General features: G+C 70.6%; 18 protein-coding genes and 2 tRNA genes. 12 read left to right on the top strand and 8 right to left on the bottom strand.

The window, feature by feature from the left end; genetic code table 11:
• Positions 1–104 precede the first annotated feature (104 nt).
• From tmk to HDC37_RS11980, 6 genes are all read left to right on the top strand, one after another.
• The gene (tmk, locus tag HDC37_RS12005; protein ID WP_179560906.1) at positions 105–740 is read left to right on the top strand and encodes a dTMP kinase; all 636 of its coding nucleotides are present in this window, start codon (positions 105–107) and stop codon (positions 738–740) included.
• Between the two features lie 47 nt (positions 741–787).
• The gene (locus tag HDC37_RS12000) at positions 788–1,954 is read left to right on the top strand and encodes a DNA polymerase III subunit delta' (protein WP_179560644.1); all 1,167 of its coding nucleotides are present in this window, start codon (positions 788–790) and stop codon (positions 1,952–1,954) included.
• Positions 1,951–3,510, top strand: a complete 1,560-nt coding sequence (locus HDC37_RS11995; RefSeq protein ID WP_179560643.1) for an alpha/beta hydrolase — start codon at positions 1,951–1,953, stop codon at positions 3,508–3,510. The genes HDC37_RS12000 and HDC37_RS11995 overlap by 4 nt, the downstream gene beginning before the upstream one ends.
• A 71-nt stretch (positions 3,511–3,581) precedes the next feature.
• Positions 3,582–3,657, top strand: a tRNA-Thr gene (locus HDC37_RS11990).
• 59 nt (positions 3,658–3,716) lie between these two features.
• Positions 3,717–4,127 carry a hypothetical protein gene (locus HDC37_RS11985; RefSeq protein WP_179560642.1) on the top strand — a complete coding sequence of 137 codons (411 nt, stop codon included), beginning with the start codon at positions 3,717–3,719 and terminating at the stop codon, positions 4,125–4,127.
• Between the two features lie 50 nt (positions 4,128–4,177).
• The gene (locus HDC37_RS11980) at positions 4,178–4,756 is read left to right on the top strand and encodes an isochorismatase family protein (protein ID WP_179560641.1); all 579 of its coding nucleotides are present in this window, start codon (positions 4,178–4,180) and stop codon (positions 4,754–4,756) included.
• Between the two features lies 1 nt (position 4,757).
• Here the strand turns inward: HDC37_RS11980 and HDC37_RS11975 are convergent, their stop codons facing one another.
• The 3 genes from HDC37_RS11975 to HDC37_RS11965 form a co-directional block, all read right to left on the bottom strand.
• Positions 4,758–6,347, bottom strand: a complete 1,590-nt coding sequence (locus HDC37_RS11975; protein WP_218869727.1) for a serine/threonine-protein kinase — start codon at positions 6,345–6,347, stop codon at positions 4,758–4,760.
• Positions 6,348–6,422: 75 nt separating this feature from the next.
• Positions 6,423–6,495 (bottom strand) — tRNA-Lys (locus tag HDC37_RS11970).
• 141 nt (positions 6,496–6,636) lie between these two features.
• Positions 6,637–7,308: a fasciclin domain-containing protein gene (locus HDC37_RS11965; protein WP_179560639.1), complete on the bottom strand. Its 672-nt coding sequence runs from the start codon at positions 7,306–7,308 to the stop codon at positions 6,637–6,639.
• Positions 7,309–7,514: 206 nt separating this feature from the next.
• Between HDC37_RS11965 and sigK the strand changes: the two genes are divergently transcribed.
• The 4 genes from sigK to HDC37_RS11945 all read left to right on the top strand — a co-directional run bounded on the left by sigK (position 7,515) and on the right by HDC37_RS11945 (position 10,684).
• Positions 7,515–8,114 carry an ECF RNA polymerase sigma factor SigK gene (gene sigK / locus HDC37_RS11960; RefSeq protein ID WP_179560638.1) on the top strand — a complete coding sequence of 200 codons (600 nt, stop codon included), beginning with the start codon at positions 7,515–7,517 and terminating at the stop codon, positions 8,112–8,114.
• Complete coding sequence (locus HDC37_RS11955; RefSeq protein ID WP_179560637.1) at positions 8,111–8,956, top strand: anti-sigma factor; 846 nt, start codon at positions 8,111–8,113, stop codon at positions 8,954–8,956. The genes sigK and HDC37_RS11955 overlap by 4 nt, the downstream gene beginning before the upstream one ends.
• A 40-nt stretch (positions 8,957–8,996) precedes the next feature.
• Entirely contained in the window at positions 8,997–9,635 is a 639-nt protein-coding gene (locus HDC37_RS11950) for a DNA-directed RNA polymerase subunit beta (RefSeq protein ID WP_179560636.1), read from the top strand.
• A 164-nt stretch (positions 9,636–9,799) separates the two neighbouring features.
• Positions 9,800–10,684 (top strand): aminotransferase class IV, encoded by an 885-nt coding sequence (locus HDC37_RS11945; RefSeq protein ID WP_179560635.1) that lies wholly within the window; start codon positions 9,800–9,802, stop codon positions 10,682–10,684.
• Positions 10,685–10,812: 128 nt separating this feature from the next.
• Here the strand turns inward: HDC37_RS11945 and pstB are convergent, their stop codons facing one another.
• The 4 genes from pstB to pstS form a co-directional block, all read right to left on the bottom strand.
• Positions 10,813–11,592, bottom strand: coding sequence for a phosphate ABC transporter ATP-binding protein PstB (gene pstB / locus HDC37_RS11940; RefSeq protein ID WP_179560634.1), 780 nt, complete (start codon positions 11,590–11,592; stop codon positions 10,813–10,815).
• Between the two features lie 29 nt (positions 11,593–11,621).
• Complete coding sequence (pstA, locus tag HDC37_RS11935; protein WP_179560633.1) at positions 11,622–12,731, bottom strand: phosphate ABC transporter permease PstA; 1,110 nt, start codon at positions 12,729–12,731, stop codon at positions 11,622–11,624.
• A 1-nt stretch (position 12,732) separates the two neighbouring features.
• Complete coding sequence (pstC, locus tag HDC37_RS11930) at positions 12,733–13,686, bottom strand: phosphate ABC transporter permease subunit PstC (RefSeq protein ID WP_179560632.1); 954 nt, start codon at positions 13,684–13,686, stop codon at positions 12,733–12,735.
• A 90-nt stretch (positions 13,687–13,776) separates the two neighbouring features.
• Positions 13,777–14,883: a phosphate ABC transporter substrate-binding protein PstS gene (gene pstS / locus HDC37_RS11925; protein WP_179560631.1), complete on the bottom strand. Its 1,107-nt coding sequence runs from the start codon at positions 14,881–14,883 to the stop codon at positions 13,777–13,779.
• Between the two features lie 163 nt (positions 14,884–15,046).
• Between pstS and HDC37_RS11920 the strand changes: the two genes are divergently transcribed.
• Both HDC37_RS11920 and HDC37_RS11915 read left to right on the top strand, forming a co-directional pair.
• A complete protein-coding gene (locus HDC37_RS11920; RefSeq protein ID WP_179560630.1) occupies positions 15,047–19,009 on the top strand; it encodes a Pls/PosA family non-ribosomal peptide synthetase in 3,963 nt (1,320 codons plus the stop codon).
• A complete protein-coding gene (locus HDC37_RS11915) occupies positions 19,006–20,292 on the top strand; it encodes a M1 family metallopeptidase (RefSeq protein WP_179560629.1) in 1,287 nt (428 codons plus the stop codon). The genes HDC37_RS11920 and HDC37_RS11915 overlap by 4 nt, the downstream gene beginning before the upstream one ends.
• Here HDC37_RS11915 and HDC37_RS11910 read toward each other — a convergent pair.
• Positions 20,250–20,843 (bottom strand): chemotaxis protein CheY, encoded by a 594-nt coding sequence (locus HDC37_RS11910; protein WP_308472196.1) that lies wholly within the window; start codon positions 20,841–20,843, stop codon positions 20,250–20,252. The two genes, HDC37_RS11915 and HDC37_RS11910, sit on opposite strands and share 43 nt — an antisense overlap.
• Positions 20,844–20,852: the final 9 nt, after the last annotated feature.

Below are 20,852 nucleotides of genomic sequence, written 5' to 3'. Positions count from 1 at the left end.
CATCCGGACGCCCGGTGGTTCCCGAACTGCCCGTGGTTCCCGAACTGCCCGTGGTTCCCGAACTGCCCGTGGTTCCCGAACTGCCCGTGGTGTCGGGACTCGCCGTGGCGCCCGGACTGTTCGTCACTCTCGAGGGTGGCGATGGTGCGGGGAAGACCACGCAGGCCGCGCTGCTCGAGGAGTGGGCGACGGGGCAGGGTCGGCGGGTGGTCCGCACCCGGGAACCGGGCGGTACGGACGTCGGGGTGCTCATCCGCGACATCGTGCTCCACCACCGCGGTGACGTCTCCGCGCGGGCCGAGGCTCTGCTGTACGCCGCCGACCGCGCCCATCACGTCGCGACGGTGGTGCGTCCGGCGCTTCACCGCGGCGACGTCGTGATCCAGGACCGCTACCTCGACTCGTCCGTCGCGTATCAGGGCGCGGGCCGGGTCCTCGGTCCCGGCGAAGTGCGCGATCTGTCGCTCTGGGCCACCGAAGGCCTGCTGCCCGATCTCACGGTGCTGCTCGACCTCGACCCCGCGGCGGCGCGCGCGCGACGCGATGCCGACGACAAGCCGTTCGACCGGCTCGAAGCCGAGCAGGACGACTTCCACGCGCGGGTGCGGGGCGAGTTCCTCTCGCTCGCCGCCGCCGAGCCCGAACGCTTCCTCGTGCTCGACGCCACCGCGCCGGCGGAGGAGATCGCGGCCGCGGTGCGCACGCGCGTCGCCGCGCTGCTGGATGCCCGCACATCGTGAGCAACCCCCCAGCCGGGGTGTCGGGCGCGAAGATTAGGCTGAACCCCATGGAGGCCAGCGCGACCGCGATCGGCACCGCGACCGATCCGTGGCGCGGCGTGTGGGGGCAGCCGGACGCCGTGGCGGCGCTCCAGGCCGCCGCGTCGGACCCCGCTTCGATGACCCACGCATGGCTGCTCATCGGGCCGCCCGGATCGGGGCGGTCGACCCTGGCGTACGCGTTCGCCGCCGCGCTGATCGCCGAGCCCGGCGATGACGCCGCCGTCTCCCAAGTGCTCGCCGGCACCCATCCCGACCTGACGGCGCTGCGCACCGAGCAGGTCATCATCCGCATCGACGAGGCCCGGCGGCTGGTCGAGCGAGCCTACTTCGCGCCCTCGATCGGGCGGTACCGGGTCATCGTCGTAGAAGACGCCGACCGGATGGCGGAGCGCACCTCCAACGTCCTGCTGAAGGCACTGGAGGAGCCGCCCGAGCGTACGGTGTGGGTGCTGTGCGCCCCGAGCGACGCCGACCTGCTGCCCACCATCCGGTCGCGGGTGCGCACCGTGCGACTCCGCGAGCCCGACGTCGCCGATGTCGCCGCTCTCATCGCGGCCCGCACCGGGGCGACGCCGGAGATCGCCGAACAGTCGGCCCGGCACGCTCAGCGGCACATCGGCATGGCCCAGCGTCTGGCAAGCGACGACGCCGCGCGCCGGCGGCGCGCCGAGACCCTCGCCGGCGTCCTCTCCGTCCGCGGCGTCGGGGGAGCCGTCGAGGTGGCCGCGCGTATCGTCGCGGCGGCGACCGACGATGCCAAGGCGCTCAGCGCCGAGCGCGACGAGGCCGAGCGACTGCAGCTGCGGCGCACCCTCGGCATCGCCGAGGGTGCGCCCGTGCCACCCGCCGTCCGCAGCCAGCTGTCCGCGCTGGAGGACGACCAGAAGCGTCGGGCGACCAGGAGCCTGCGAGACGGGATCGATCGTGTCCTCACCGATCTCCAGTCGCTGTTCCGCGACGTCCTCATGCGGCAGTTCGGCCGGGAGGACGACATGATCAATCGCGAATTCTCTGACGACATCCGCGCTCTGGCCGACCAGTGGCAGCCGTCGCGTACCCTCGTCGTGCTCGATCAGATTTCCGAGACCCGGCGCAATCTCGAGCAGAACGTCGCCCCGACCCTGGCCATCGAGAGCATGTTGATCACCGTCGCCACCGGAAGGACCCCGTGACCCGCCCAGCCCCTCGCCTCCGCGGCCGCGTCGCCGCAGCGCTCGCCACCGTCGTCGCCGTGACGCTGGTGCTGTCAGGGTGCGTGTACTCTCTGATCCCCGAGACCCGGCCCGCCTCCACGGCGAGCCCCACACCCGATACGGACGGGGTCGATGAGGAGCTCCTGCCGTTCTACGAGCAGACGCTGCTGTGGGGTGACTGCGGCGACGGCTTCGAATGCACCACGGTGCGGGCGCCCCTGGACTGGAGCGACCCGTCGGTCGGCGACATCCAGCTCTCCGTCGTCCGCCACCGGGCGACCGGCGGCGAGGCGATCGGCTCGCTGCTGACCAACCCCGGCGGGCCGGGTGCGAGCGGCGTCTCGCTCATCCGCGACTCCCTGGCTTTCGCGGTCGGGCAGCCGCTCCAGCAGCGCTTCGATGTCATCGGATTCGACCCGCGCGGGGTGGGGGAGTCCACCGCCGTGCGGTGCTACGACGCCGCGCAGATGGATGCCTACCTCTTCCCCGACGTCTCCGCGCCGCGCGGCAGCGACGCATGGACCCAGGAGGCGCTCGACCGTCACGAGGGGTTCGCGCAGGCCTGCGAGGCGAACAGCGGCGGCATCCTTCCGCACATCACCACCGAGAACGCGGCCCGCGATATGGACCTTCTGCGTGCCGTGCTCGGCGATGAGCAGCTGAACTACCTCGGGTACTCCTACGGCACCTTCCTGGGCGCCACCTATGCCAAGCTCTACCCCGAGCGGGTGGGCCGCTTGGTGCTCGACGGGGCGATCGACCCCGCGGCATCGGGCTTCGATGTCAGCACCACGCAGGCGATCGGCTTCGAATCGGCGCTGCGCGCCTACATGACCGACTGTCTGACCAGTGACGACTGTCCGTTCCGGGGGTCGGTGGACGAGGCGATGGCCGACCTCGGCGCACTCCTGGCCAGCGCTGACGCGTCCCCTCTCATCGCCGCCGACGGGCGTGAGCTCAACGCCGATGCGCTCACCACGACCATCGTGGCGGCGCTGTACTCCCGCGACAACTGGACGTTCCTCACCAATGCCCTCAGCGACGTGCTGCAGGGCGACCCGGAATTCGCGTTCGTGCTCGCCGACTTCTACTACAACCGCCAGGAGGGCCAGTACCTCGACAACTCCACCGAGGCGTTCCGGGCGTACAACTGCATGGACTACCCCGCCGACGAGACCTTCGAAGCGGACGAGGAGGCGGCTCAGGCCCAACTCGAGGCCGAGGCCCCGACGATCGCGCCCTACTGGGCGGGGCCCGACCCGTGCGAGGTGTGGCCCTACCCGCCGACGGGTGTGCGTGAGGCGATCACTGCCGAGGGCGCTGCCCCCATCGTCGTGGTCGGCACGACCAATGATCCGGCAACCCCGTACGAGTGGTCTGTGGCACTGGCCGATCAGCTGGCGTCCGGGGTTCTCGTGACGCGCGTCGGGGAGGGACACACCGGGTACAACAAGGGCAACGCGTGCGTCGACTCCGCCGTGGAGTCGTACCTCGTCGACGGTGTGATTCCCGAGGACGGGCTGCGCTGCGAGTAGCCGCGGCACGGTTCGCTCCGTGACCGGCGAGGCTGTAAGATCGGTGATCGTGCATCGCGCGAGCGACGCGCGCCACCTTAGCTCAGTCGGCAGAGCGATTCACTCGTAATGAATAGGTCAAGGGTTCGATTCCCTTAGGTGGCTCCACGATCCCCATCGGGTCCGCTCCGGTTCGTCAGGCCCGGCGCGCCGAATAAACTCACGGTGTGACCACCTCTGCCGACACCGCGGTGAACGCGGTGCTGGAGATCTTCAGCTGGGTGGGACTCGGTCTCGGCGGCGTCGTGCTGCTGGTCGGGGTGATCCTCGCCCTCGCCGACGGCACGTGGGAGCCGGTCACCGTCATGATCGACGACGACGAGGAGGGCGGCCGGATCGCCCGGTGGTTCGGATCGGACGGAGAGATCGGCCAGGCGCATCTCACCCCCGAGCAGCTCACGGCGCTCGAGGGGCAGGACTCCGCCTCGGCGTTCGCCCGGCGTGGCTATTCCGGACGGATGCGGCTGACTCGGGGGTGGCCGGTGGTGCGCTTCGTCGCCTGGTTCGGGGTGGGCCTGACCGGGCTGGGTTTCCTCTCCCTCGTGGTCTCCTGGATCCTGCTGTTCACGGCCGGATGATGCAGGTGTCACCGTGCCCGGGTCATCACGCGCGGTCGTAGGCTCGACGCATGACCCGTGCGCTGTTCATCGTCGATCTGCAGAACGACTTCACGGAGCGCGGTGCGCTCGGTGTGGCCGGGGGAGATGAGGTCGCATTGCGGGTATCGCAGTTCCTCTCCCAGCACGCCGAGGACTACGCGATGATCGTGGCGTCGCGCGACTGGCACGACCCCGACAACGACAACGGCGGGCACTTCTCCGCCACCCCGGATTTCGTCGACACCTGGCCGCCGCACTGCGTCGCCGGCACGTACGGCGCGGAGTACGACGAGCTGTTCGACACGTCGGCGGTGACCCACCACCTGAAGAAGGGGCAGGGCCTGCCCGCCTATTCACTGTTCGAAGGGCACGCGGATGACGGCGCCACCGCTGCCCAGCTGCTCGACGCCCACGGCATCATCGACATCGACGTCGCGGGGATCGCGACGGACTACTGCGTGCGGGCTTCCGCCCTGGACGCACTCGCCGCTGGGCGACGGGTCCGGGTGCTGACCGACCTCATCGCGGGCGTGCACCCGGATTCGAGCGCCCGAGCGCTCGACGAGATCCAGCGCGCCGGCGCCGAGCTCGTTCTTTCGCAGCGCTGAGTCAGCTGGGCGAACCCGACTCGCCCTCGATGGGGGGAGGGGCGAGCGGATCGGGGATCCCGGTGCCGGGACCGTCGCCGGCGCCGGTGCCCGGTGACTCGTTCTCCTCCGGTACCGTCTGCGTCGGCTCGGGGCTGGGTGCCGAGGGCGTGGGAGACGGTTCCGTCTCGCCCTCCTCGTCGACATCGCCACCCGTGGGGGTAGGGCTCGGACGCGCCGTCGCGGGCGACTCCGTCGGACGCGGACTCACCGCGGGAGGGGGCGGCGTCTGCGGATCCGTGACCGGTGCGTCATCCGTGCGGAGCTCGGTGTCCGATGCCGGCACCGAGTCCAGAACCGGCGCTGGAGCCGTGCCCGCATCCTCCGCGGACTCCTCCGTGGGGTCGGGCGCCGGCAGGATCCGTGCGGGCGTGGGCTCCGACACCACAGGGGTCAACGATCCGGCGGTGCCGAACGCGCCCGAGAAGGCGCCGACGACCCCGACGATCAGGACCGCGGCCACGGCGGCGGCGCTCCACAGGGCAGTCACGCGGCGGGAGCGTCGGGTGCGCTCGGTGCGCGTCGCGCGACGACTCGGGGCGTCCTCCATCGGGATGGGCGCCTCGTCCGTCGTCGCAGCCATGGGCAGCGCGGTCGGCATCGTGGCGGGAAGATCGAAGATGTCCAGGTCCCGCCCCGACATCGCCGGCTCCAGGACGAGGTCCGCTGACGGCGCGGGCGCCGGCGCCGGCGCGGCCGGCGGCATGGCGATCATCACACCGGTGGTGGTGAGTGCGGATGCGGCGACGGCGACATCGAGCGCGGTCGGGCGGTCCCGCGGGTCGAGCGAGGTCATGGCGACGAGGAGCTCGCGCCATCCATCGTCGAGGTCGGCGGGGATCGCCGGTGCGGAAGCGAGCCGCGCCACAAGAGCTTCGGCTCCCGTGCCGCTTCGATAGGCGCGAAGGCCGGTGAGCGCCTCGATGATGACAAGGCCCAGCGAGAACACATCCACTGCCGGGGTGGGCGTGTCGCCCCTGACCTGCTCGGGAGCGAGGTAGGCGGCGGTGCCCAGGACGAGGCCGGGAGAGGTGATCCGCGCGCTGTCGTGGAGGTAGGCGATGCCGAAGTCGGCGAGCTTGGCCCGGAACTGCCGCATGGGCAGCGGCGACGGCGAAAGCAGGATGTTGGACGGCTTGATGTCGCGGTGCACGATTCCCGCCTCATGCACCGTGTGTAGCGCATCCGCGAGATCCATCGCGAGTGCTGCAGCCGTGGCGGGGGGCAGCGGCCCGTTGCTCAGACACTCGGCCAGGGTGGGGCCCTCGACGTACTCCATCACCAGGAAATCCCCCTCGCCGCCGGGGGTCTCGTCGCCGAGATGCGCGTCCAGGAGCGTCACGAGCGAGGGATGGCTGAGCCCGGCGAGAAGCCGCATCTCCGACCGCACGCGCGGCTGATCGTCGTCGATGGATTCCCGCATCCGTTTGATGGCGACGGTGCGCCCGAGGGCGACGTCCTCCGCACGGTAGACCCGTGCCATCCCGCCTTCGCCGATGCACTCCCCGACGCGATAGCGCCCGGACAGCAAGGGAGGATCGGCCGGCGACATACCTGAAACGGTACGGGGGGAGAGGACCCGAACCGGGGTCCTTGACGAATTGCGCCGACCGTGCAGGGGAAGCGGTGGGCCCCGTGGGGCTCGAACCCACGACCCGCGGATTAAAAGTCCGATGCTCTACCGACTGAGCTAGAGGCCCGCGGTTCCAGCCTACTGGTGTCGCGCGGGATGGCCGCTCACGCGGAAACAGCGCGACCGCCGGTGCCCACCTCGCCAGGCACCGGCGGTCGCGCCGCCCCATTCACCCGGTCGTACCCCAGATACGGCCGGGAGCATCAGGTCACTGAGCCGGCGGCGTCAGGACCGAGTCGATCAGGTAGACCGTGGCGTTGGCGGTGACGACGCCACCGCAGATCACGCTGGCCTCGTTGACCATGAGCTCGTCACCCGAGCCGGTGACCTCGAGGTCAGCGCCCTGGACCGTGGTCTGCGTGCCGACGACCTCGTCGGGCGACAGCTGACCGGGCACCACGTGGTACGTGAGGATCGAGGTGAGGCCCGCGGTGTCGGTCTTCAAGGACTCGAGGGTCGCCGGGTCGAGCGCGGCGAACGCGTCGTTGACCGGAGCGAAGACGGTGAACTCGTCGCCGTTCAGCGTGTCGACGAGGTCGACCTCGGGGTTGAGCTGGCCGCTGACAGCCTGCACGAGAGTGCTCAGCAGCGGGTTGTTGGATGCGGCCACCGCGACGGGCTCGGTCGACATGCCCTCGATCGAACCGGCGCCGTCGGGCACCTGCTCGGCGTAGGCCTCGCAACCGGGGCCGACGAGGTTGGCGGCCGGGTCCATGGCCATGTCCTCTTCCATGGCGGGCGACGAGGCCTCCGTCGACGGCTCCATCGAGGGCTCCATGGTGTCTTCCGCGGTGCCGGCGCCGGACGAACAGGCGCTCAGCGCGAGCGTCGCAGCGAAGGCGAGGGAAAGACCGGCGGTGAGACGAGTCTTGCGTGACATTGCGTTCCTCCTGATAGTCGAAGCGGCACGGGCCGCGTCCCCGGTGCAGGGACCCCACTGGGTTCAGCGGGTACAACGGGTCGTTCGGAACCCCTCGCGGATCGGATGGGATGCGACGGATGTCGTGTTCTGACGAACCGGTGGAGGGATCGCAACGAACAGGTGTCGACCGAGCGGCGGAATCGGGATTCCGGAGGGAGTACGGCATGCTGTTGGATGTGGTGATCGACGGAGCGGACGTGCGCGAGGGCGAACCGCACGCGGACCACGTCGGAGATCTTCTCCAGCAGGTTGCTCAGGGCGACGCCGACGCGTTCACACGGCTCTACGACATGCTCTCGCCGCGGGTGTTCGGCCTGATCCTGCGCGTGCTCGTCGACCGGTCCCAGAGCGAAGAGGTGCTCCAAGAGGTCTTCCTCGAAGTCTGGCAATCCGCTTCCCGCTTCGCCCCGAACAAGGGTCAGGGCAGAACGTGGGTGCTCACGATCGCACATCGCCGCGCGGTCGACCGGGTCCGGTCGTCGCAGTCGAGTTCCGATCGCGACATCCGCGTGGGCTATCGCGACCTCGGGGTCGCCCACGACACGGTTTCCGAGCACGTGGAGCTCCGCCTGGAAGCAGAAAAAGTCAATCGGGCGCTCGAGACCCTGCCGGATGCGCAGCGGGAGGCACTGACCCTCGCGTACTTCGGTGGTTACAGTCAGAGCGAAATCGCGGCGCTCGTGGGAGCGCCGCTCGGAACGATCAAGACCAGGATGCGGGACGGTCTCTCGCGACTGCGCGTGGAGATGGGGGTGACGACGTGAACGAAGAGGAATTCGCCGAGCTTGCGGCCGGCTTCGCTCTCGACGCGCTGTCCGTCGACGATGCGCGTGCGTTCGAGCAGGCGCGGAACGCTCATCCCGAGTGGGCTCACCACGTCGATGACGCCCTGGAGTCCGCCGCCCTCCTCGCCGACATGGCACCTGCCGCCGCCCCGCCGCCCGCCGTGCGCGACATGCTCATGGCGCGGATCACCGGCGGGGCCGAGAGGGAGACGGAGATCTCCTCGGCCACCGGCCTCTTGGCTGCGGTGCAGGACACCACAGATCCCACGACCACGGATGATGTCGAGTCCGCCGCGCCGCGCACCGGCGACGACGACGCCCACCCCGCCACGACCGGAGCGATCGCGGTCGTCCGACGCCGATGGACGCGGGGCCTGCTCGCCCTGGCGGCGAGCTGCGTCCTCCTGGTCGCGCTCGGGTTCGGCGCCGCGTCGGTGAACGAGTACCTCAACCGCACGCCCGCGCAGGTCGCGCTCGCCGCCATCGAGGCCGCCCCCGACGCCGCATCGGTGACCGCTGAGGCCGCCGACGGCGGTGTCGTGACGGCCCGCTGGTCGGCCTCGCTCGAGCAGGCCGTCGTCGTCACCGACGGTCTGCAGCAACTCACCGACGACCAGGTCTTCGAGCTCTGGGTCCTCCGGGGCGACGAGGTGACCTCTGCGGGAACCTTCTTGCCGGCACCGGGCGGGGAGGCCGTGACGCTGCTGGAGGCGAGCTTCGAGGACGGCGACACCATCGCGATGTCGGTCGAGCCGGCGGGCGGTTCGCCGACGGGCCTTCCCACCTCCGACCCCCTGGTCGCGATCGCCACCGACGCCTGAGACCCGCCGCCCGACCGGAGACGGGGGTAGCGTGGTTCGGGTGAGTGACGGATCGAGGGAATTCCACAAGCCGGTGCGCCGCCCCGCGGAGTTGTTCGATCGGGTGTTCGCCTCGCGCGATCCCGCCGAGGTCTCCCGCGTGGCCCACTCCACCGCGCAGGCGCTTTTGACCCGGGTGCGCTCGGAACCCACGGCCGAGATCGTGGACCGCCTCGTCGCCTTCACCGATCATCACGGGATCGACGACATCGCCGAGCTGTGGTCGCACGCGCCCGCGAAGAGTCTGCCGGGAGCACTCTGGCGTCTGTATCTTCTGCAGCTGATGATCCACGACGATCCGCGCACCGCTGCACTTCTCTACGAGCGGGGACGTGCCGAACTCGCCTCCGCCGACGAGGTCATCGCGGGGGCGCCGGCACCTGCCGGACCGGACGAGCTCGTCCAGCTGGTCGACACACTGCTGCGCGGACTCTTCCAAGGTGATTTCGCCGTCGCGCTCGAACGGGCCGCGGCCTTCTGCCGGGTGCAGGCGTCAGGAGCCAGCCACCTGGCGGACGACTACGACAAGACCGAACCCGATCGGGCCGCTGCGCTGACGACCCGGGCCCTCCGACTCACCGACTACGCGGCCGATCTGTCAGCCTGCGCGGGCCTGTGGCGCCGCGACGCGCTCACCTGAGCGGGAGATGAACAGTGCCGGGCCGCAGAACGCCTCTCGGCGCATGGCCGCTCGCAGCGGCAGAAGATGGAGCCCGGGGTTACTGCGGCCCGGCTGGAACAGTCTAACCGACCTCACGCGAGCGCTATTCCCGCCACCTCCAGTCCCTGACCTAGGCTCGAGTGATGACCCGGCGCCACGCCCTGTTGATCGACCCCGTCGCATCCGATGACGACCGCACCGACGTCGCCGACACCTTCTCGGCCGTCGATCCGTCCGGCCCGGTCCTGAGTCTCGGCGAGCTGAGCGCGCAGCGCGGCGACGGTGTTTTCGAGTCCATCGGCGTCATCGACGGCCACCCGCAGGAGGTCACCGCGCACCTGGAGCGCCTGGAGCAGTCGGCGCGGCTGTGCGACCTCCCGGCCCCGCACCTCGGTCAGTGGCGCGCAGCGGTGGCCGAGATCGCGGCGCTGTGCCCGACCGGTGAGTACGTCATCAAGCTCATCCTGAGCCGCGGAGCAGACCATGGCCCCGCTCCCACGGCCTGGGTCACGGCGTCGCCCGCACCGGACTTCTCCCGGGTCCGCCGCGAGGGCGTGCGCGTGGTGACCCTCGATCGGGGTGTCGACAGCGGCGCGTCCGCCCGCGCGCCCTGGCTGCTCCTGGGTGCGAAGACCCTGTCGTACGCGGTGAACATGGCGGCGATCCGCGAAGCGAACCGCCGGGGAGCGGATGACGCCGTCTTCGTGTCGTCCGACGGCATCGTCCTCGAGGCGCCGACCGCATCGGTCATCCTCCGATTCGGCGACCGCGTCGTCACGCCCGAGCCCGCGGCGGGGATCCTGCACGGAACGACGCAGCTGAGCCTCTTCGCCCACCTGGCCTCGCGGGGGTTCGAGGTGGGCTACGAGCGCATCCCGGTCGAGCGGCTCCGACGTGCCGAGGGCGGATGGCTGGTCTCCAGCGTGCGGCTCGCGGCACCGATCAGCGCCGTGGACGACCGAGACATCCCCCTGGACGCCGCCCTGACGACATCCCTGAACGAGTACCTGCTGTCGCCGCGCGACTGACGCCCTGCAGAGCCCTCGCCGCGCGCAGCACTCTCGCCGCGCGCAGCACTCTCGCCGCGCGCAGCACTCTCGCCGCGCGACGGGCCGAGCCCCCCAGCTGGGCGCGCCGCGCGGCGGAGGTCGGGGGCTCAGCCGAAGCGGCCCGAGACGTAGTCCTCGGTGGCCTGCACGGAGGGCGTCGTGAAGATCGTGGTGGTGTCGTCGTACTCGATGAGCTTGCCGGGCTTGCCGGTGCCGGCGATGTTGAAGAACGCCGTCTTGTCCGACACCCGCGACGCCTGCTGCATGTTGTGGGTGACGATGACGACGGTGTACTCGTTCTTCAGCTCGGCGATGAGCTCCTCGATGGCGTAGGTCGAGATCGGGTCGAGCGCGGAGCAGGGCTCGTCCATCAGCAGAACCTGGGGAGAGACGGCGATGGCCCGCGCGATGCACAGACGCTGCTGCTGACCACCCGACAGGCTCGAACCGGGACGGTCGAGGCGGTCCTTGACCTCGTTCCAGAGGTTGGCGCCCTTCAGCGACTTCTCGACCAGGCCGTCGGCGTCGGACTTCGACATCCGCTTGTTGTTCAGCTTCACGCCGGCCAGCACGTTGTCGCGGATCGACATCGTGGGGAAGGGGTTCGGGCGCTGGAAGACCATGCCGATCTGACGGCGCACCAGCACCGGGTCGACGTTGGAGCCGTACAGATTGTCTCCGTCGAGCAGCACATCGCCCTCCACGCGAGCCCCGGGGATGACCTCGTGCATGCGGTTGAGGGTACGCAGGAACGTCGACTTGCCGCAGCCCGACGGTCCGATGAACGCGGTGACGCTGCGCGGCTCGATGTTGAGCGAGACGCCTTCGACGGCGAGGAAGTCGCCGTAGTAGACGTTCAGGTCGTTGACTTCGATGCTCTTGGACACGGTTCCTCTGATTCGGGTGGAGAAGGGGGTCAGCGGCCCTTGGAGGGCGCGTAGAAGCTGGCGATCACGCGGGCGATGATGTTCAGCGCCATGACGATCAGGATGAGCACGAGCGCCGCAGCCCAGGCGCGATTGATGTACGCCTCGGCCGGGATGCCCTGGTTCATGAACTGGGTGTAGGTGAACACCGGGAGGGTCATCATGCGTCCCTCGAACAGGTTGTAGTTCATGCTCGTGGTGAAGCCCGCTGTGATCAGCAGCGGAGCCGTCTCGCCGATGACGCGGGCGATGGAGAGCATGATGCCGGTGACGATCCCACCGATTGCGGTGGGGAGGACCACCTTCGCGATGGTCAGCCACTTCGGGACGCCGAGGGCGAGCGATGCCTCGCGCAGCTCGTTGGGCACGAGCCGCAACATCTCCTCACAGGAGCGGACGACCACGGGGATCATCAGCACCGAGAGGGCGATTGCGCCCATGATGCCGAGCCGGATGCCCTGCCCGAAGAAGATGGCGAAGAGGGCGTAGGCGAACAGGCCCGCGACGATCGAGGGGATGCCGGTCATGACGTCGACGAGGAAGGTGATGCCCCGCGCGAGGCGCTTGCCCTCGCCGTACTCGACGAGGTAGATGGCCGTGAACAGACCGATGGGGATGGAGATGATCGCGGCTGCGCCGGTGATGAGGAGCGTGCCCACGATGGCGTGGAGCGCACCGCCGCCTTCGCCGACGACGTTGCGCATCGAGTTGGTGAAGAACTCCGCCGAGATGCCTGCGATGCCGTTGGTGATCGCGGTGAAGGCGAGGGAGACCAGCGGAACCATGGCGATGGCGAACGCCGTCGTCACCACCCCCGTCACGAGGCGGTCCACAGCCTTGCGGCGTCCCTCGACCACGCTTGACACGACGGTGATCAGGACGAGGTACGCAAGCGCCGCGACGACGGCGAAGCCGGCGATGTTGAAGCTTCCCTCGGGGGTGAGGGCGAGCACGCCGAAGAACATGAGGCTCAGCAGGACGCTGGCACCGAGGATGCCCCAGGGCGCCCAGGTCGGGAGGCGTCCTGTGGTGATCCGCTGGTCGACGGTGAGCTGAGGCGCCGAGGGGGTCTCGGTCGGGGGAGCGGAGGTGAGGGCCATGTCAGTTCGCTCCCGAGAATTCCTTGCGCCGGCTGACGATCCAGCGGGCGAGCGCGTTGACGGCGAAAGTGACGATGAAGAGGATGAGGCCGGTCGCGATCAGAACGTTGACGTTGACGCCGTAGGCCTCGGGGAAGGTGAGGGCGATGTTGGCGGGGATCGTGCTGGGGTTCTCGGAGGTGAACAGCCGGAAGGTCACGACGCCCGTGGCCGAGAGCACCATGGCGACGGCCATCGTCTCACCGAGGGCGCGGCCGAGGCCGAGCATCGAGGCCGAGACGATGCCGGAGCGCCCGAAGGGGAAGACGGCCATGCGCACCATCTCCCAGCGCGTCGCGCCGAGGGCGAGGGCCGCCTCTTCGTGGAGGACCGGGGTCTGCAGGAAGATCTCGCGGCAGATGGCGGTGATGATCGGGGTGACCATGACCGCCAGCACCATCGCGGCGGTGAAGATCGTGCGGCCGGTACCCGACACGGGCCCGGCGAAGAGGGGGAACCATCCGGCGTTGTCGACGAGCCAGGTGTAGACCGGCTGCACCGCCGGGGCCAGGACGAGAATGCCCCAGAGGCCGAAGACGACCGACGGGACCGCGGCCAGCAGGTCGACGATGTAGCCGAGGGTCTGCGCCAGACGGCGCGGGGCGTAGTGGGAGATGAAGAGGGCGACGGCAACGGAGAGCGGCACGGCCATCACGAGAGCGAGGATCGAGGCCCAGAGCGTGCCGAAGGCGAGGGGCCAGACGTAATTCCAGAAGGTGGAGGTGAGGACCGAGGCGTTCTCACTGGTGGCGGTGAGGCCCGGGATCGACTGGACGATGAGGAAGATCGCGACCGCAGCGAGGGTCACGAGGATCATCGAGCCGGCGAACAGCGCGGTTCCCGAGAACCAGCGGTCGCCGGGCCGCTGTTTCGGCTTCGTGCGGGGCTCGGCCGCCGGAGGAGCCAGAGTGGTCATCTCATCCTGTTCTCGGGAGGGGTGCGGATGTTCTCCCCGGAGGGAGAGGAATGGTGTCCGACCCGCCGAAGCGGGTCGGACACCATGGTGTCACTCAGTGACGATCAGGTCGATCGCCGCCTGCATGCTCTCGCGCTGCGTGTCCGAGACCGGCGCGGAACCCGCGGCCTCTGCTGCGGCGTCCTGGCCCTCGGGGCTGATGACGTACTCGAGGAAGCCCTTGACCAGCGGCGCCTGCGCAGCGTCGGCGTACTCTTCGCACGCGATCATGTAGCTGACCAGGACGATCGGGTAGGCCGCCTCGTCGGGCGTGCGGTCCAGGGCGATCGCGAGGTCGCCGTCGGTGCGGCCCTCTTCGCGAGGCGACGCGTCGACGACGGCGGCAGCGGCCTCCGGCGAGAAGGCGACGAACTCTTCGCCGACCTGGACGGAGACCTGACCGAAGCCCTCGGCGCGCGACGCGTCGGCGTAGCCGATCGTGCCGACGCCACCCTCGACGGCGGCGACGACACCCGAGGTGCCCTGCGCGGCCTCACCCGAGCTGAGCGGCCACACGCCGTCGGGCTCGTAGGTCCACACGTCGGGAGCAGCCTGGAAGAGGTAGTCGGTGAAGTTCTCAGTGGTGCCCGAGTCGTCGGCGCGGTGAACCGGGGTGATCTGCTGATCGGGGAGCTCCACGCCCTCGTTCAGCGCAGCGATCGCCGGGTCGTTCCAGTTGGTGATGGTTCCGGCGAAGATGCCCGCGATGGTCGCGGCATCCATGTTCAGCTCGTCGACGCCCTCGAGGTTGAAGATGACCGCGATGGGGGAGATGTAGGAGGGCAGTTCGATGATGCCCGAGCCCTCGACGCAGCCGTCGAAGGGGCCCTCGGCGATCTCGTCGGCGGTGAAGGCGCGGTCGGAGCCGGCGAAGGCGACGGCGCCGGCCTGGAACGAGTCGCGACCCGCACCCGAACCCGACGGGTCGTACGAGACGGTCACGTCGGGGTTCGCGCCCTGGAAACCGGCGGACCAGGCCTGGACCGCGACCTCCTGCGAGGAGGCGCCCGACCCGACGAGCTCACCCGAAAGGGACGACTCGGCGGGAGCGTCGGAGGAGTCGCCGGCGGGGGCGGTCTCGTTGGCGGCGCAGGCGGTGAGCGTCAGCGCCGCGACGGCCGCGACGGCGCCCAGCTGAGCAATGCGGGAGATCTTCACTGTGTGAATCCTTCGGGTTGGGGAATGGATGCCCGGTGCAGGGTCCGGAGGGCACGCTAAGCATCGACTCTTAAGAGAGTGCGCTGACACGGTGAACGGCAGGTGAACGACCCCCGTCCCGCGGCGGTCGGTCGCGTCACCTTCTCTCGCTACGATCCGAGACATGCCCGAGCCGGAACCGGTCCCGATCCCCCTCCCGGGGGATGATCACCTCCAGTCCGAGCTCGACCGCGCCGGCGCCGCCGCGTCACCGCGGACCCTCTGGGACATCGTCCGCGAGACCGCCGCACGGCACCCGGAGGCCTCGGCGCTGGACGACGGCTCGACCGCTCTCAGCTACCGGGAGACGGTGCGCGCGGCCGGCCGGCTCGCGCTGCGACTGCAGGAGGCAGGGGTGACGCGCGGTGACCGCATCGGGGTCCGGATCGCCTCGGGTTCGAAGGATCTGTATCTGGCGATCCTCGGCATCCTCGCTGCCGGTGCCGCGTACGTGCCGGTTGACGCCGACGATCCGGACGAGCGGGCGCGCCTGGTCTTCGGCGAGGCTCGGGTCGCCGGGATCCTCACCGACGGTCTCCTGTTCGTGGCGGGTGGTGCCGCCGCATCCGCCTCCTCTCCGGACCATGCGCGCACCCCTTCCGCGCCGACCGACACCGCCGCCCTCGCCGCCCTCACGCCCCCGACCCCCGACGACGACGCGTGGATCATCTTCACCTCCGGATCGACCGGCGTCCCGAAGGGCGTTGCCGTCACACACCGGTCGGCCGCGGCCTTCGTCGACGCCGAGGCGCGCCTGTTCCTCCACGATGCGCCGCTCGGCCCCGACGACCGTGTGCTGGCGGGATTGTCGGTGGCTTTCGACGCCTCCTGCGAGGAGATGTGGCTCGCCTGGCGGCACGGCGCGTGCCTGGTTCCCGCCCCGCGTGCGCTCGTGCGGTCGGGTGAGGATCTCGCCCCGTGGCTCATCCGCCAGGGGATCACCGTGGTCTCGACCGTTCCCACGCTCGCGGCGATGTGGCCGCAGGATGCGCTGGAAAGCGTGCGGCTGCTGATCTTCGGCGGTGAGGCGTGTCCACCCGAGCTCGCCGCGCGCCTATCGGTCGACGGGCGCGAGGTGTGGAACACCTACGGCCCCACCGAGGCGACCGTGGTCGCCTGCGCGGCACCGCTCGGCGGCGAGGGACCCGTGCGCATCGGACTGCCTCTGGACGGGTGGGCGCTCGCGGTCGTGGATGGCGAGGGCGTGCGGGTCGCGCCCGGCGAGATCGGCGAGCTGATCATCGGGGGTGTCGGCCTCGCCCGCTATCTCGACCCCGCGAAGGACGCAGAGAAGTACGCGCCGTTCGCGGAACTGGGCTGGGAACGCGCCTATCGGTCGGGCGACCTCGTGCGGTACGACCCCGAGGGGCTCGTGTTCATCGGCCGCGCCGACGACCAGGTGAAGGTGGGCGGCAGACGGATCGAGCTCGGCGAGGTCGAGGCGGCACTGCAGGACATCCCCGGCGTCGCCGCGGCTGCGGCGGCCGTGCGCACGAGCGACGCCGGCGTCCCTCTCCTCGTCGGCTACCTCGTCGCCCCCGCCGACCTCGATCGCGCTGCGGCCCGCGCGTTCCTCGCCGAGCGCCTTCCTGCGGCGCTGGTGCCGCTCCTCGCCGTCGTCGACGACCTCCCGGTGCGCACGTCGGGCAAGGTCGACCGCACTGCCCTTCCCTGGCCGCTCCCGGGCGTCGAGCTGGATGTCAGTGACCTCTCGCCCGACGAAGTGTGGCTGGCCGCGCAGTGGCAGGCGGTGCTGGGGATGCCGGTAGCGGACCGGGAGGCGGACTTCTTCGACCTGGGCGGCGGCTCGCTCGCTGCGGCTCAGCTGGTGTCGCGTCTGCGAGCCCGGGTGCCCGAGTTCTCCGTCGCCGACATCTACGACGTGCCGCGCCTCGGCGCGATGGCAAAGGCCGTCAGTGCCGTGGCCGAGGACGCCCGCACCGACTTCCACCGCCCGGTGCCGACCCCGCGCCGCACGCAGTGGGCGCAGACGCTCCTGGCGGCCCCGCTGTTCGTGCTCAGCGGCATCCGGTGGCTGCTGTACCTCCTCACCGCTGCGGCGCTCCTGCAGCTCGTTCCGGGATTCGAGGTGCTCCCGACCGCGCCGTGGCCGGTGCTCGTCGGGGGACTGCTGATCTTCGCCACGCCGTTTGGTCGCATGGCGATCGCCGCCGCGGCGGCCCGACTTCTGCTTGCCGGCGTGAAACCCGGGGACTATCCCCGCGGGGGTGGCGTTCACCTGCGTCTCTGGCTCGCCGAGCAGATCGCCGACCAGGTCGACGCGGTCGGACTCGCCGGCGCGCCCTGGGTGGTCTACTACGCCCGGGCTCTCGGAGCCAAGGTGGGCCGAGGCGTCGATCTGCACACCCTCCCGCCCATCACCGGCATGCTCGACGTCGGCGACGGCGCGGCGATCGAGCCGGAAGTGGACCTCAGCGGGACGTGGATCGACGGAGACGTCGTGCGCATCGGGAGTGTGCGCATCGGGGCCGACGCCACGGTGGGTTCGCGTTCGACGCTCGCGCCCGGCACACGCATCGGTCAACGCGCGGAGATCGCACCGGGCTCGGCGGTGTTCGGACGGGTCAAGGCCGACCAATCGTGGGCCGGGTCGCCGGCGGTACGCGTGGGCGAGGTCGCGTCGAGGTGGCCGGCCGATCGCGCACCGGCGCCGCATCGATGGCTCTGGGCCTATGCCGCGTCATCCGTTCTCCTCGCCCTCCTCCCGGTCGTCGCCTTCGCCCTCGGAGGACTCGTGGTGGCCGCGGGGATCCGGGGGGCGGATGATCTCGGCACCGCCTTCGTGGGTGCGCTCGCCCTGCTCTTTCCGGGAGTCCTCGTCGCCGGTGTCGTCTTCGCCGCCGCCGTGGTCGTCGCCGTGCGCCTGCTGTCCCGGGGCCTTCGCGAAGGGACCTTCCCCGTGCGGAGTGCGAACGGATGGCGCGCCTGGACCATCGAGCGACTGCTCGACTCCGCTCGCACGATCCTCTTCCCGCTCTACTCGAGCCTGTTCACGCCGGTGTGGCTCCGGCTCCTGGGCGCACAGGTCGGAAGGGACGTCGAGGCGTCGACCGTGCTGCTCCTGCCGTCCATGACCCGCATCGAGGACGGAGCCTTCCTCGCCGACGACACGATGGTGGCCTCCTACGAACTGCGGCGCGGCTGGGTGCGGATCGGCGCGGTGCGCATCGGCAGGCGTGCGTTCCTCGGCAATTCCGGCATGGCCGCGCCCGGACACCGCGTGCCCCGCGATGGTCTCGTCGCGGTGCTGTCTTCGGCGCCGCGGAAGGCGAAGGCGGGATCGTCGTGGCTCGGTTCGCCGGCCGTGCGCCTGCGACGTGTCACCGCCGACGGGGACGACGCGCGCACCTACCACCCGCCGACCCGGCTCCGCGTCGCGCGGACACTGTGGGAGCTGTGCCGTTTCGTGCCCGTCGTGGTCACCTGCGGTGTCGGGTTGACGGTCCTGTTCGTGCTCGCGCTCCTCTGGGAGGCCACCCCGATGGCCGCCCTGCTGCTCTCGGGCGTCGTGCTTCTCGCCGCCGGCGCTGTGGCGGCGCTCGTGACCACGACGGCCAAGTGGCTCATCGTCGGGCCTATCCGCGCGGGGGAGTCGCCGCTGTGGTCGAGCTTCGTCTGGCGCACCGAGGTGTCGGACACCTTCACCGAGATGGTCGCCGCACCATGGTTCGCCCGGGCGGCCGCCGGCACCCCGGCTCTGGCCGTGTGGCTGCGCACCCTCGGGGCCCGGATCGGCCGGGGAGTGTGGTGCGACAGCTACTGGCTCCCCGAACCCGACCTCGTCACCCTCGGCGACGGCAGCACCGTCAACCGGGGGTGCGTCGTGCAGACCCACCTGTTCCATGATCGAATCATGAGTATGGACACCGTCACTCTGGAACCGGGAGCCACGCTCGGGCCGCACAGCGTCATCCTCCCCGGTGCGGTCATCGGCTCGCACGCGACGGTGGGTCCGGCGTCGCTAGTGATGCGCGGTGAATCGGTGCCCGTCGGGTCACGCTGGAGCGGCAACCCGATCGGCCCGTGGCGTGCGGTGAAGGTGCGCGCCTACCAGTCGACCTCGTGACTCCCGTCTCGGCCTACACCCCCGGCAGCGGGGACGCCGCCTTCGACGTCGAGTCGTACGACCTCGACCTGACGTACCGCGTACGCACCAACCGTCTCGAGGGGCGCGCGCTGCTGCACGCGGTCGCGGCCCTCCCCACCGACCGCATCCGGCTGGACCTCGTCGGCCTGCGTGCCGGCGCGATCCGGGTGGACGGCGATCCGGTGACCTTCCGGCACGATGCGCGGGGAGTCCGGATCGCTCTTCCGACGTCTCTCCAGCCGGGGGAGCGGTTCTCCGTCGACGTGACCTATGCCGGCACCCCGCGGCCCCGGAGGAGCCCGTGGGGGACGCTCGGGTGGGAAGAACTCGACGACGGCGCGCTCGTGGCGTCTCAGCCCGTGGGGGCACCGACCTGGTTCCCGTGCAACGATCGCCCCGACGACAGGGCGACCTACCGCGTGACGCTCGCGACGGACGCCCCCTACCGGGCCATCGCGACCGGCGTCCTGGTCGGGACCCGCCGTCGGGGGAGGCTCGAGGCGCGCACATTCGAACTCCGTGTTCCCACCGCGACGTATCTCGTCGCCGCTCACGTCGGTCGCTTCGCCACGACCCCCGTCGCTGTTCCAGGCGTCGAAGCCGAGCTCGTCCATCCGCCCGAGCTGGCAGCGCAGACCGCCAGGGCATTCGCGCCCCTGGCCCGGATGGTCGCGGTATTCGAGGACGTCTTCGGCCCGTATCCGCAGGAACGGTGCACGATGGTCGTCACCCCCGACGTCCTGGAGATCCCGCTCGAGGCACAGGGGATGGCGCTCTTCGGCGTCAATCACCTCGCACCGTCGTTCGAGCGGCTCATCGCGCACGAGCTCGCTCACCAGTGGGTGGGCAATAGCGTCGGGATCCGCGACTGGCGGGACATCTGGCTGAACGAGGGGTTCGCCTGCTACGCCGAGTGGCTGTGGTCGGAGCGTTCGGGCGGTGCGGTCGCCGCGACCCATGCCGCCTTGCACTGGGAGCGGGTGGCCGGCGAGCCGGCCGACCTCATCCTCTCCGACCCCGGCCCGAAGGCGATGTTCGACGACCGTGTCTACAAGCGCGGCGCGCTCGCCCTGCACGCGCTGCGCCTCACCGTCGGCGACGTGGCCTTCTTCCGCTTCCTCCGCGACTGGACCACCGTGCACCGTCACCAGCTCGTCGGAACCGACGACTTCCGCCTCGCGGTCGCCGCGTCCTTCGGGCCTGCTGCCGAGGCGCTTCTTCACCGCTGGCTCGACGGTGCCGCACTCCCGCCGCTCGGCTGACGGAAGATCGCCGCGCTGACGACGAGGCCGGCGGGGGCGTCGACATCCCACCCCTCGGCGGCCCGCGCGCCGTGGGGGAGCAGGCCCCACCAGGTGCCGGGTGCGTCATCCCGGATGACGACGTCTGCCGGGTCGACGCCCAGGCCCCGGCCATCGGCCTTCAGCACGGCCTCGACCCGGGTCCATTCGCGCACGGTGCCGCGCCGCCCCGGCCCCGGCACGCCCTCCCAGCCGGCGCCGTCGCGCACGGCATCGACCCGCGGCTCGGCATCGATTCCGAATCCGACGATGTCGGCCCCCGAGACGACGGCGGCGACCGCGATCCGTCCGGCATAGGCCACGGAACCACGGAACCGAGTTCCCTCCAGCACGACCGGTCCATGTGGTCCGCCGCACCGCGGGCAGGGGTTTCGGATGCGAAGGCCGGCGGGGCTTCCCGCGAGCCCGGCGAGGAGGGTGAAGGCGACGTCGCGCCGTGGCATCCGCTCGGGCACCTCCGCCCAGTCGACGGCGAACCCGAGCGGATGCGGCCGCCGCGCCCGGGTGCTCACCGCTTCGGA

The organism is Microbacterium sp. AK009, from assembly GCF_013410955.1.
GTDB lineage: Bacteria > Actinomycetota > Actinomycetes > Actinomycetales > Microbacteriaceae > Microbacterium.
The sequence above is the reverse complement of the archived record's forward strand: the minus strand, read 5'-3'. Positions and strand labels throughout refer to the sequence as shown.

Coding starts and splice junctions, on each gene's coding strand:
- HDC37_RS11945 (WP_179560635.1), top strand. CDS start 9,800: ATGACCCGGCGCCACGCCCTGTTGATCGACCCCGTCGCATCCGATGAC.
- HDC37_RS11975 (WP_218869727.1), bottom strand. CDS start 6,347: ATGTCGCCGGCCGATCCTCCCTTGCTGTCCGGGCGCTATCGCGTCGGG.
- HDC37_RS11920 (WP_179560630.1), top strand. CDS start 15,047: ATGCCCGAGCCGGAACCGGTCCCGATCCCCCTCCCGGGGGATGATCAC.
- HDC37_RS12000 (WP_179560644.1), top strand. CDS start 788: ATGGAGGCCAGCGCGACCGCGATCGGCACCGCGACCGATCCGTGGCGC.
- HDC37_RS11980 (WP_179560641.1), top strand. CDS start 4,178: ATGACCCGTGCGCTGTTCATCGTCGATCTGCAGAACGACTTCACGGAG.
- sigK (WP_179560638.1), top strand. CDS start 7,515: ATGCTGTTGGATGTGGTGATCGACGGAGCGGACGTGCGCGAGGGCGAA.
- HDC37_RS11965 (WP_179560639.1), bottom strand. CDS start 7,308: ATGTCACGCAAGACTCGTCTCACCGCCGGTCTTTCCCTCGCCTTCGCT.
- pstC (WP_179560632.1), bottom strand. CDS start 13,686: ATGACCACTCTGGCTCCTCCGGCGGCCGAGCCCCGCACGAAGCCGAAA.
- pstA (WP_179560633.1), bottom strand. CDS start 12,731: ATGGCCCTCACCTCCGCTCCCCCGACCGAGACCCCCTCGGCGCCTCAG.